The sequence below is a fragment of the Rhodococcus sp. NPDC003318 genome, from assembly GCF_042879035.1.
Classification (GTDB): domain Bacteria; phylum Actinomycetota; class Actinomycetes; order Mycobacteriales; family Mycobacteriaceae; genus Rhodococcus_G.
This window is the reverse complement of sequence record NZ_JBIAOU010000021.1, coordinates 1-10,273: the sequence shown is the minus strand read 5'-3', so window position 1 is coordinate 10,273 and position 10,273 is coordinate 1. Positions and strand designations below refer to the sequence as shown.

The following is a 10,273-nucleotide window of genomic DNA, read 5'->3' as shown; positions in this document are numbered from 1 at the left end:
CCCCCGAGCCTATAGTCGCGGCGGCCGATCGGTGGGTGAGCCGTGCCCTGTGACCCGAGTCGGGTGCGTGCGGGCACTAGGCTCAGCGCCATGAGCGAATTGACTACGTGGGAGTACGCGACCGTCCCGCTGCTGACCCATGCGACCAAGCAGATCCTCGACCAGTGGGGTGGGGACGGCTGGGAACTCGTCACCGTCCTGCCCGGTCCGACCGGCGAGCAGCACGTCGCCTACCTCAAGCGTCCCAAGGGCTGATCGCGGTGGCCGACTGGAAATCCCGCCTCGTCGAACTCGGCGTGGAGCTGCCCGCCGTCGCGGCGCCGGTCGCGGCGTACGTTCCGGCGGTCCGGACCGGCGACCTCGTCTACACCTCGGGACAGCTGCCGTTCGTCGACGGCGCGCTCCCGGTGTCCGGCAAGGTCGGTGGACCCGTCGACGCGGACACCGCCAACAGCCAGGCCCGCATCTGTGCGCTGAACGCGCTCGCCGCGATCGACGCGCTGGTCGGGCTCGACTCGGTGGTGCGGGTCGTCAAGGTCGTCGGGTTCGTGGCGTCGGCCGAGGGGTTCACCGGGCAGCCGGGGGTGATCAACGGTGCGTCCGAGTTCCTCGGTGAGGTCTTCGGGGACGCCGGCGTGCACGCGCGGTCCGCGGTCGGGGTGGCGGAACTGCCACTCGGCGCCCCCGTCGAGGTGGAGCTCATCGTCGAGGTTCGCTGACACAACAGCACTTTCGGTCGGCCCGCTCCTCGACTTCGAGGGGCGGGCCGGTCTCCGTTCGGGGCGGCCGTGTCGAGGATCACGCCGCCGTCTCCGTACAGTGTGCGCATGACCCTCGCACATCCGGCGTACGCACAGCTGCGTCAGGTCACCCCGTTCGCGGCGGTGATGTTGGAGAACAACCCGGGAATGATGACCCTCGACGGCACGAACACCTGGATTCTGCGGGCGCCCGGTCGCGAGGAATGTATCGTCGTCGACCCCGGCGACGACGACGAGGACCATCTGCGGAGGGTCGCCGAGATCGGGCCGGTGGCGCTGACCCTGATCACCCACCGTCACCACGACCACACCGCCGGTATCGACCGTTTCGTCGAGATGACCGGGAGTCCGGTCCGGGCCGTCGACCCGACCCTGCGCCGGCACACAGATGCGGGACTGCCCGACGGTGAACTGATCGAGGAGGTCGGCGTCGCCCTCCGGGTGGTGCGGACGCCGGGGCACACGAAGGACTCCACGTCGTTCGTCATCGAGGGGGAGGGGTCGGTGCTCACCGGTGACACCGTCCTGGGGCGCGGCACCACGGTCCTCGACTCCACGGACGGTGACCTCGGCGACTACCTGTCGTCCCTGCGGACCCTGATCGACCTCGGTTCGGGGCGCACGGTGCTGCCCGGACACGGCCAGGACCTGCCCGACCTGCAGCCGGTGGCCGAGTACTACCTCGCCCACCGCGAGGAACGTCTCGGTCAGGTGCGGACCGCACTCGACGTACTCGGTCAGGGCGCGGAGGTGCGTGCGGTGGTCGAACACGTCTACGCCGACGTCGATCCGAAGCTCTGGCCGGCGGCCGAGCAGTCGGTCCGGGTGCAGTTGGAGTACCTGCGGCGCTGAGATCCGGCACGAGAACGGGAAACCGCCCGCCCCGCAGAGCGGGACGGGCGGTTCCGGGTCCGGGTGTCAGCGCGCGCGTCGGGCGAGACGCTCGGAGTCGGAGATGAGCACGCTCTTGCCCTCGAGCCGGATCCAGCCGCGGTGCGCGAAGTCGGCGAGTGCCTTGTTCACGGTCTCGCGGGAGGCGCCGACGAGCTGCGCGATCTCTTCCTGGGTGAGGTCGTGGGTGACGCGCAGTGCGCCGCCCTCCTGCGTGCCGAAACGCTGCGCGAGCTGTAGCAGCGCCTTCGCGACGCGGCCGGGCACGTCGGTGAAGATCAGGTCGGCGAGGTTGTTGTTGGTGCGGCGCAGGCGGCGGGCCAGGACGCGGAGCAGCTGCTCGGCGATCTCCGGACGCTGGTCGATCCACGACTTGAGGGCGTCGCGATCCATGCTGACGGCGCGGACCTCGGTGACCGTGGTCGCGGTCGACGTGCGCGGGCCGGGGTCGAAGATCGACAGCTCGCCGAACATGTCGGACGGTCCCATGATGGTCAGCAGATTCTCGCGACCGTCGGGAGAACGGCGCCCGAGCTTGATCTTGCCGGACACGATGATGTAGAGCCGGTCGCCCGGTTCACCTTCGTTGAAGATCACGTGTCCACGCGGGAAATCGACGGGCTGCAGCTGCTTGACCAGCGCGGCGACCGCCGAGGGCTCGACTCCCTGGAAGATGCCTGCCCTGGCCAGGACCTCGTCCACCTGTGCTCCTTCATCGGATAACTCTGGTTCGACGGACGATGCCCCGGGGGGCCGCGACCGCCGTTCGGCACGGGTCACGCGCCGACCTAATCTGTCGCTAACGGTGGAAGTCTATCGTCCCGATGCGGAAGCGTAGTGATCACCGCCACGCACTGCGAGTCGAGCCGCTTCGGCGGGGCCGGACCGGGAGGGATTCACGCCTGATCAGCTGGCTCGGCGTTCGGTCAGATCGTCGTCTTCGTCGTCCTCGTCGGTGACACCCCGCTTGCGGCGGAGGTGGAATCGGGCGAGTGCACGCGGCAGACCCTCGTGGGCGAGTGTGGCAACCTCGGCGTGGCTCGCCTGATCGAGGAACTCCTGCACTTCCTGTTCACGCACGGTCAGTCGGCGAAGGCGGAACTCCACTCGTTCCATCGCCAGCGCGAACAGCATGAGCAGCACTGGGAACAGCACCACAGCGAGTCCTTGCATACGGGGCAGTAAACACGCCCAATGTCTCAGAAGCGAAACGATGCGTGATCGGTTGTCGGGGCCGTCCGTAGAGTTGATCAGGTGTCGACCACTGTTTCGAAGACCCCGCCGCAGCGCCGGGCCACGTCCGGGACGAGCGGGCGCGCGGCGTCCGGCGGTGGATCGAAACCCGACGAGACCCGACTGGGGCTGGTGCGCCGCGCCCGGCGCATGAACCGCCGCCTCGGCGAGGCCTTCCCCCACGTGTACTGCGAACTCGACTTCAGCACGCCGCTCGAGCTGTCGGTGGCGACGATCCTGTCCGCGCAGTGCACTGACGTGCGGGTCAACCAGGTCACCCCGGCACTGTTCGCTCGCTACCGGACGGCCGCCGACTACGCAGGCGCGGATCGTGCCGAGCTCGAGGAGTACATCCGGACGACGGGCTTCTACCGCAACAAGGCGAATTCGATCATCGGGCTCGGCCAGGCGCTCGTGGAGCGCTTCGACGGCGAGGTGCCGCGTACGCTCACCGAACTCGTCGGTCTGCCCGGCTTCGGGCGCAAGACCGCCAACGTCGTCCTCGGCAACGCGTTCGATGTGCCGGGAATCACGGTGGACACCCACTTCGGGCGGCTCGTTCGGCGGTGGCGCTGGACCGACGAGGAGGACCCGGTCAAGGTCGAGCGGGTCGTCGGTGAGCTGATCCCCCGCAAGGAGTGGACGCTGCTCTCGCACCGGGTGATCTTCCACGGGCGCCGGGTGTGCCACGCTCGTAAACCCGCCTGCGGGGTGTGTGTCCTCGCGAAGGACTGCCCCTCGTACGGGGAAGGGCCGACCGACCCGGCTGTGGCCGCGGCACTGGTCAAGGGACCCGAAACCGATCACCTGCTCGATCTTGCGGGTCGGTGAGCCGAGCGTGAGTTTGTCGAACACCGGCCGGTGGAGCCTGGCTGCCCTCGTCGTGGTCGTCGCGTTGGCGGTGGCGATCTGGCCGCGTGGCGGTGACGATCCCGCGCCCCGCAGCTACGTCGACTACTCGAGCGGCGGAGCGACCCCGTCCGCGGTCGAACGGTCCGCGGGTGACACCGACGCGGCGCTCGTCGCTCCACGGACGGCGGCCGCGCTGCAGCAGTGTCCGGTTCCGGAGCCCGGCGTCGTCGCGTCCGGACCTCTCGCCGGGGTGGAACTCGGCTGTCTCGCCGACGGCGGGCGCATCGACGTCGGCGCTGCACTGGCCGGCAAGCCCGCGCTGGTGAACCTCTGGGCCTACTGGTGTGGCCCGTGCGCCGAGGAACTGCCCGCCCTCGACGAGTACGCGCGCCGCGCGGGCGACTCGGTGACGGTGTTGACCGCCCATCAGGATCCGAAGGAGGGGAATGCGTTGACCGCGCTGACCGAGTACGGGGTGCATCTGCCCGGCGTGCAGGACGGCGCCGGGCGTATCGCCACCGCGGTCGGCGCGCCGAAGGTGCTGCCGGTGACCGCCCTGATCCGCGCCGACGGGACGGTGGCCGCGGTGCTGCCGCAGCCGTTCCACAGCGCGGACGAGATCGCCGCCGCGGTCCACGAGCACCTGGGCGTCGCGTCATGACCCGCACCGAACACCCGTCTCCGGAATGGTTGCGGCGGGTCGCGACGGTGCCGCCGGCGGACCACCGGGCGGTCAACCCCGTTCTGCACCGCCGGGCCCCGAACGGTGCCCGGGTGCGGGATGCGTCCGTGCTGGTGCTGTTCGGCGGGTCCGAGGAAGCGGATCCGCTCAGCCTGGGCGGTCTGCCCGAGAACGCAGACCTCCTGCTGACCCAACGCGCGGCGACGCTCCGGCAGCACAGTGGGCAGGTCGCCTTCCCGGGCGGCGCCGCCGACCCCGGCGACGACGGACCGATCGCGACCGCACTGCGTGAGGCCGAGGAGGAGACCGGCCTCGACCCGACCGGGGTCCGGGCCCTGTCCGTCCTGCCCGGCATCTTCGTGCCGCCGTCCCGTTTCGACGTCACCCCCGTCATCGCGTACTGGGAGCGGCCGACGCCGGTCCGTCCCGTCGATCACCGGGAGACGGCCCGGGTGGCCCGGGTGCCGCTGCGGTCGCTGCTCGACCCCGACAACCGGTTCCTCGTCGAGCATCGGCTCGGGTACCGCGGCCCGGCGTTCCAGGTCGACGGCCTCCTGGTGTGGGGATTCACGGCGGGTGTGCTCGCCGGCCTGATCACTGTGTCCGGCTGGGAGATCGAGTGGGACCACCACGACGTGCGCGACCTCGACGTCGTCCTCGCCGAGTTGGACGCCGGCGTCAAGGAGGTGCACGAGCGGTGACCGGATCGACCTGGATCGACATCGCCGTCATCGCCATCGCGGTGCTCGCCGCGACGTCGGGTTGGCGGCACGGCGCGGTGGCCTCCGCCCTGGCCTTCCTCGGCGTGATCCTCGGCGCGGTCGCCGGGATCCTGATCGCGCCGCACGTGCTCGTCCACGTCGACGACGGACGCGCCCGGATACTCGTCGGGATCGTGCTGATCGTCGGGTTGGTGATCGTCGGCGAGGTCGCGGGCATGGTCCTCGGCCGCGCGGCCCGCGGCAGCATGCACAGCCCGGCGACCCGGTCGGTGGACAGCGTCGTCGGTGCCGGCCTGCAGTGCTTGGCCGTGCTGTTCGCGGCCTGGCTGCTGGCGATCCCACTGACCGCGTCGTCGCAGCCCGAGGTGGCGTCGGCGGTGCGCGGCTCGAAGGTCCTGACGCAGGTGGACGAGGTGGCGCCGAGCTGGATGCGTCGCCTGCCGAGCGACTTCTCCGCTCTCCTCGACACCTCCGGGTTGCCGGACGTGATCGGCCCGTTCGGACGCACCCCGATCGCGGTCGTGGACCCGCCGGATCCGGCGATCGCGCAGAGCCCGCTCGCGGCGCGGCTGCAGGAGAGCGTCCTGCGGATTCGCGGGGTCGCGCCGAGCTGCCAGCGTGCCCTCGAAGGGTCCGGGTTCGTGGTCGCTCCCGAGCGGGTGATGACCAACGCCCATGTCGTCGCCGGCACCACCCAGGTCGTCGTGGACACCGCCGACGGCGCGCTGAACGCCACGGTGGTCCTGTTCGACCCGAGCGTCGATGTCGCGGTGCTCGACGTCCCGGGACTCGACGCCGTCCCGCTGTCCTTCGCGGAGGAGCCGGCGGACTCGGGTGCCGACGCCCTCGTCCTCGGCTATCCGGGCGGGGGCCCCTACATGTCCAGCGCCGCCCGCGTCCGCGAGGTCCTCGACCTGAGCGGACCGGACATCTACAGGTCCACCGACGTCACGCGGGAGGTCTACACAGTCCGCGGATCGGTCAAGCAGGGCAATTCCGGTGGACCGCTGGTCGACGCCCAGGGCCAGGTGCTCGGTGTCGTGTTCGGTGCGGCCGTCGACAACAGCGACACCGGTTTCGCGCTCACCGCGGCCGAGGTGTCGCGACAGTTGGAGCAGTCGTCGCTCGTGGGCGCCGCGGTGGCCACCGGCGAGTGCATCCTCTGACGGCGGTCCTGCTCACCGCGCGTGCAGTGCCTCGTCGAGTAGCGCGGTCACCTCGTCGGGTTTCTCCCAGTGCGGGTAGTGACCTGCGCCGGGAACTGCGTGCACCCGGAGCCGCGGCGCCCAGTGGGTGTCCGACTGCAGCGTCGACCGCAGTACGTACGGGTCGCCGTCGCCGTGGATCTGCAGGGCGGGGATCTGCAGCACCTGGTCCATCGCCGTCATGAAGCGACGACCGTCGGGACGCCACTGGCTGCGGAACGCCCAGCGCTGGTATTCGAGGCTGCAGTGGGCGGCCCCGGATATCTGGATCGCGGACCGGTACCGCGCGATGGCGTCGTCGAATTCGCCGGTGGCCCGCGCGGAGCTGCCGGTGCGGCTCCGGAGCAGTCGCTCGACCGCGACACCGTCGTCGCGGGTCAGCTGTCGTTCCGGACGCCACGGCAGCTGGTAGCCGAGAAACGTCGGCAGGAAGGCCGACCGCTGGGCGCGATTGCGCAGCACTGCCCGTCTGAGGGCGATCGGATGCGGTGACGCGATCAGCGCGATCGAGCGGACCACGCGCGGATGCAGGACGGCGGTCGCCCAGCAGACCAGTCCGCCGTCGGCGTGGCCGACGAGGGACGCGTCGGTGTGCCCGAGGGCCCGGATGAGCCCCGCGACATCCCCGGCCAGGGTCCAACCGTCGTATCCGCGTGGCGGCTTGTCGGTGTCGCCGTATCCGCGCAGGTCGACCGCCACCGTCCGGTAGCCGGCGTCGGCGAGGGCGGTCAGCTGGTGTCGCCACGACCACCAGAAGTCCGCGAAGCCGTGCAGGAGCACGACCAGCGGAGCGTCGGGTTCGGTGGGTCCGGCTTCGACAGCGTGGAATCGGATGCCGTTGGCGTGCACGTCACGATGCCGCCACGGCCCGTCGATTCGGACGGTGGACGGGTCGGGAGGAGAGGTCACTGCCCCGGGATCAGGGCGCGGTCCGACGCGCGTACTCACCGGGGGTGTAGTCGCGGTGTGTGTAGCTCGATTCCGCGGCCTGCGGCAGCACGGTCGCGGCCTGCTTCAGCGAGTCGATGGTCTTCTCCGGTGCTCGGAGTTTGCGAACCCGCAGGTAGCCGAGCAGGGCGAGCAACGCGGTGACCAGCAGCATCAGGATGAAGACGATCAGGAACGCGAGCCAGCGAGCGATCCAGACATCGAGCAGTTCGGCGATGAAGAAGAAGAAGAAGAACGCGCTGAAGGCGAGCACGGACAGCGCGAGGATGAAGAACAGCGAACCCTGCAGGCCCTTCTTCACCTCGCCGGTCACCTCGGCCTTGGCGAGTTCGACCTCGGCCCGCACCAGCGTCGAGACCTGGGCGGTGGCGTCCTTGACGAGGTCACCGATGCTGGCGTTGCCGGGGGCGTGGGCGTCGACATCGGTCAGCGGAATCGACGAGATGGTGTTCGGCACCCCGTTTCCGGTACTGCCGCTGCGGTCGCTGATGCTCACGTCGTAGCCCCTCCGTTGTCGTCCCGTGGCCGGGTGTCGTTCGCGACGCGCGCCTGATGGACACGTCCCCGGCGCAACAGTAGCGCCGACCCGATCAGTGATGCAGCCGAGGACGTGAGCAGAACCGCGGCTTTCGCCTTGTCCTGTTCGGTGCCCTCGAGCGCGAGCTCGGTCACCAGCAGGCTAACGGTGAAGCCGATCGCGCCCAGTACGGACAGCGAGAACATGTCGCGGAATCCGAGTCCGCTCGGTTTGGTCGCCAGGCCGAGTCGGACGGAAACCCAGGACACCCCGAAGATGCCCGTGATCTTGCCGACGAACATCCCGAGGATGATCGCGAGGGTCAGCCGGTCGGTCAGCAGCGACCCGAGGACGTCCCCGTTGATCGGTACACCGGACGCGAACAGTGCGAACAGCGGCACGCAGAGTCCGGCCGACCACGGTTGGAGTCGGTGTTCGAGACGGACGGCGGGTGCGGCGTCCTCGCCGGGGTCGGGGCGGACGCGCGTGAGGACACCGAGCAGAACGCCGGCCAGGGTGGCGTGGACGCCGGCCTGGTGCATGCAGTACCAGGTCAGGAGTGCGAGCGGGACATACAGCCAGGCGCTGGTGATGCGCCGGTGCTGCGCGTACCAGTAGCCCACCGCGCACGTGAGGGACCCGAGCAGCCACCCGAACGCGATGGACGTGGTGAACACGGTCGCGATGATCGCGATCGCGAGCAGGTCGTCGACGACGGCGAGGCTGAGCAGGAACACCCGCGCGCCGGCCGGGATCCGCGAACCCGTCAGTGCCAGGACCCCGAGCGCGAAGGCGATGTCGGTGGCGACGGGAATGGCCCACGCCTCCTCGATGCCGGGCTGCCCCCAACCCACGGCGAGCGTGATCAGTGCAGGGGTGACGACGCCGCCGACCGCAGCGATGATCGGGAGCAGTGCCTTCTTGCGGTCGGCGAGTTCCCCGACCACCAGTTCGCGTTTGAGTTCGAGCCCGGCGACGAAGAAGAAGACGGCGAGCAGGCCGTCCTGCGCCCAGGTGCTGACGGTCAGGTTCAGGTGCAGGGCGCTCGGTCCGATCACGAAGTCCCGCAGTGCCGTGTAGGCGCCGGACCACCGCGAGTTCGCCCAGAGCAACGCCACCGCGGCCGCGACGAGCAGGATCGACCCGCCGACCGTTTCGGTACGGAGGTAGCGGGTGAGTTCGGAGCGGAGCGGTGAATTCACGAGAGACTCCTGGTATTCGGGCAGACCGGCAACGTGTGCCGACCAGACTTCCCGGCGCTCCGGCCGAAGTGTATCGCTCCGGTCCGCTCCAGACGCCGACTGTGCACCTGCCGACGCCCCGTCGCGGGCGATACGTCGGCAGGTGCGCAGTCGGTGTCAGGAGGGGCGGGTCGTGATCGAGAAGTGGTCGAACGTGATCTCGTCGACCGTGTCGCCGACGGCGTCTCGGACTCGGCGGACGCGGTGACGCGCATACGCCAGGTCGGCAAACGCGTCCGCCACCGACTGCAGGATGTACGGGGGTGCGGTCACTCGGCCGAAGTGGCTCATCGCGACGAGCGACACGTCGTCCTTCATGGCGGCGAGACGGGCGGCGCTGGCGGTGAAGTCGGCGACGTCCGAGTCCGGCTCGTGCGCGTAGATCGGTCCGGAACTGACCGTGTCACCGGCGAAGAGGATGCCTGTCGACGAATCGTGCAGGCAGATGCCGTCGGGAGTGTGACCGGGCGTGTGCAGCACCTCGAGTACGCGTCCCCCCAGATCCAGCCGGTCGCCGTCCCCGACGGTGCTCCGCGGCCGGCTCGGGCCGATCTGCCACCCGTCCCGGTCGAAACCCGGAGGCAGGGGAGCGGGGTCGCTGTCCGCATCGAACAGGTGCAGCAGTTCGTGGTCCACGTCGCGGACGGACGCCGCCGCGGCCAGCACCCGGTCGTACTGGTCCAGGTAGCCGTGGAGTTCGGATGGGGGAGGACTCGACGCGAGGCGGTCCACCCCGTAGGGATGGATCAGCACCTCGTCGAACTCGTGGTTTCCGCCGACGTGGTCGAAGTGGTGGTGGGAATTGACCACCAGGACCGGCAGCGCGGTGAGTACTTCGACGACGGGGCGCACCGGCACGAACCCCATCCCGGTGTCGAGGAGCAGTGCCCGTTCGGAACCGACGATCAGCCACATCGTGACGTGGCCCGCCTCGGTGATGCTCCAGATCCCGCGGGCGATCGGGGTGACGCGACGCCACTCGGCCATGACTCTCCTGTCCACGCACAAGGGCCCCGTCGCAGCCGAGGCACCGACCAATGGTGACGCCGAGCACACAATCGGTCCACTCGTCGCGACTCGACGCGTCCGACCACGGGTTATTCCGATCAGCAAGGCTCTGACCAGCCGATTTGCGTTGGCGTTCACGGCCACGTAACTTTTGTCGAGTCAGAGCGACACGGACACCGACTCCGCCCCTGGGGGGTGTGAGAGAACGAGGTT

Annotated in this window: 13 protein-coding genes; 7 read left to right on the top strand and 6 right to left on the bottom strand. The window is 69.8% G+C overall.

What is annotated here, in order from left to right:
- Nucleotides 1-90: 90 nt before the first annotated feature.
- The 3 genes from ACFYVR_RS22900 to ACFYVR_RS22890 all read left to right on the top strand — a co-directional run bounded on the left by ACFYVR_RS22900 (nucleotide 91) and on the right by ACFYVR_RS22890 (nucleotide 1,613).
- Nucleotides 91-255: a DUF4177 domain-containing protein gene (locus ACFYVR_RS22900; protein ID WP_085999530.1), complete on the top strand. Its 165-nt coding sequence runs from the start codon at nucleotides 91-93 to the stop codon at nucleotides 253-255.
- Nucleotides 256-260: 5 nt separating this feature from the next.
- Nucleotides 261-719: a RidA family protein gene (locus ACFYVR_RS22895; protein ID WP_387477468.1), complete on the top strand. Its 459-nt coding sequence runs from the start codon at nucleotides 261-263 to the stop codon at nucleotides 717-719.
- 108 nt (nucleotides 720-827) lie between these two features.
- Entirely contained in the window at nucleotides 828-1,613 is a 786-nt protein-coding gene (locus ACFYVR_RS22890; protein WP_387477466.1) for an MBL fold metallo-hydrolase, read from the top strand.
- 66 nt (nucleotides 1,614-1,679) lie between these two features.
- Here ACFYVR_RS22890 and ACFYVR_RS22885 read toward each other — a convergent pair whose 3' ends face one another.
- Both ACFYVR_RS22885 and ACFYVR_RS22880 read right to left on the bottom strand, forming a co-directional pair.
- Nucleotides 1,680-2,354 carry a Crp/Fnr family transcriptional regulator gene (locus ACFYVR_RS22885; protein ID WP_387477463.1) on the bottom strand — a complete coding sequence of 225 codons (675 nt, stop codon included), beginning with the start codon at nucleotides 2,352-2,354 and terminating at the stop codon, nucleotides 1,680-1,682.
- Between the two features lie 204 nt (nucleotides 2,355-2,558).
- Entirely contained in the window at nucleotides 2,559-2,825 is a 267-nt protein-coding gene (locus tag ACFYVR_RS22880; RefSeq protein WP_387477461.1) for a hypothetical protein, read from the bottom strand.
- A 210-nt stretch (nucleotides 2,826-3,035) separates the two neighbouring features.
- On the opposite strand from ACFYVR_RS22880, the gene nth reads away from it, so the two are divergent.
- The 4 genes from nth to ACFYVR_RS22860 are packed head-to-tail and all read left to right on the top strand — an operon-like array spanning nucleotide 3,036 to nucleotide 6,307.
- The gene (gene nth / locus ACFYVR_RS22875) at nucleotides 3,036-3,716 is read left to right on the top strand and encodes an endonuclease III (RefSeq protein WP_387477609.1); all 681 of its coding nucleotides are present in this window, start codon (nucleotides 3,036-3,038) and stop codon (nucleotides 3,714-3,716) included.
- Nucleotides 3,717-3,723: 7 nt separating this feature from the next.
- A complete protein-coding gene (locus ACFYVR_RS22870) occupies nucleotides 3,724-4,398 on the top strand; it encodes a TlpA family protein disulfide reductase (protein WP_387477459.1) in 675 nt (224 codons plus the stop codon).
- A complete protein-coding gene (locus ACFYVR_RS22865) occupies nucleotides 4,395-5,120 on the top strand; it encodes an NUDIX hydrolase (RefSeq protein ID WP_387477456.1) in 726 nt (241 codons plus the stop codon). The genes ACFYVR_RS22870 and ACFYVR_RS22865 overlap by 4 nt, the downstream gene beginning before the upstream one ends.
- Nucleotides 5,117-6,307, top strand: a complete 1,191-nt coding sequence (locus tag ACFYVR_RS22860; RefSeq protein ID WP_387477453.1) for a MarP family serine protease — start codon at nucleotides 5,117-5,119, stop codon at nucleotides 6,305-6,307. The genes ACFYVR_RS22865 and ACFYVR_RS22860 overlap by 4 nt, the downstream gene beginning before the upstream one ends.
- A gap of 12 nt (nucleotides 6,308-6,319) precedes the next feature.
- On the opposite strand, the gene ACFYVR_RS22855 is transcribed toward ACFYVR_RS22860, so the two are convergent.
- The 4 genes from ACFYVR_RS22855 to ACFYVR_RS22840 all read right to left on the bottom strand — a co-directional run bounded on the left by ACFYVR_RS22855 (nucleotide 6,320) and on the right by ACFYVR_RS22840 (nucleotide 10,039).
- Complete coding sequence (locus ACFYVR_RS22855) at nucleotides 6,320-7,255, bottom strand: alpha/beta fold hydrolase (protein WP_387477451.1); 936 nt, start codon at nucleotides 7,253-7,255, stop codon at nucleotides 6,320-6,322.
- A 10-nt stretch (nucleotides 7,256-7,265) separates the two neighbouring features.
- The gene (locus ACFYVR_RS22850) at nucleotides 7,266-7,784 is read right to left on the bottom strand and encodes a phage holin family protein (RefSeq protein ID WP_387477607.1); all 519 of its coding nucleotides are present in this window, start codon (nucleotides 7,782-7,784) and stop codon (nucleotides 7,266-7,268) included.
- Nucleotides 7,785-7,786: 2 nt separating this feature from the next.
- Nucleotides 7,787-9,013 carry a Na+/H+ antiporter NhaA gene (gene nhaA, locus ACFYVR_RS22845; protein ID WP_387477449.1) on the bottom strand — a complete coding sequence of 409 codons (1,227 nt, stop codon included), beginning with the start codon at nucleotides 9,011-9,013 and terminating at the stop codon, nucleotides 7,787-7,789.
- A 156-nt stretch (nucleotides 9,014-9,169) separates the two neighbouring features.
- Nucleotides 9,170-10,039, bottom strand: a complete 870-nt coding sequence (locus ACFYVR_RS22840; protein ID WP_387477447.1) for an MBL fold metallo-hydrolase — start codon at nucleotides 10,037-10,039, stop codon at nucleotides 9,170-9,172.
- Between the last annotated feature and the right edge of the window lie 234 nt (nucleotides 10,040-10,273).

Bases quoted from the DNA above. Each gene is read 5' to 3' on its own strand.
- ACFYVR_RS22880 (WP_387477461.1), bottom strand. From the start codon at position 2,825: ATGCAAGGACTCGCTGTGGTGCTGTTCCCAGTGCTGCTCATGCTGTTC.
- ACFYVR_RS22865 (WP_387477456.1), top strand. From the start codon at position 4,395: ATGACCCGCACCGAACACCCGTCTCCGGAATGGTTGCGGCGGGTCGCG.
- nth (WP_387477609.1), top strand. From the start codon at position 3,036: ATGAACCGCCGCCTCGGCGAGGCCTTCCCCCACGTGTACTGCGAACTC.
- ACFYVR_RS22900 (WP_085999530.1), top strand. From the start codon at position 91: ATGAGCGAATTGACTACGTGGGAGTACGCGACCGTCCCGCTGCTGACC.
- ACFYVR_RS22890 (WP_387477466.1), top strand. From the start codon at position 828: ATGACCCTCGCACATCCGGCGTACGCACAGCTGCGTCAGGTCACCCCG.
- ACFYVR_RS22840 (WP_387477447.1), bottom strand. From the start codon at position 10,039: ATGGCCGAGTGGCGTCGCGTCACCCCGATCGCCCGCGGGATCTGGAGC.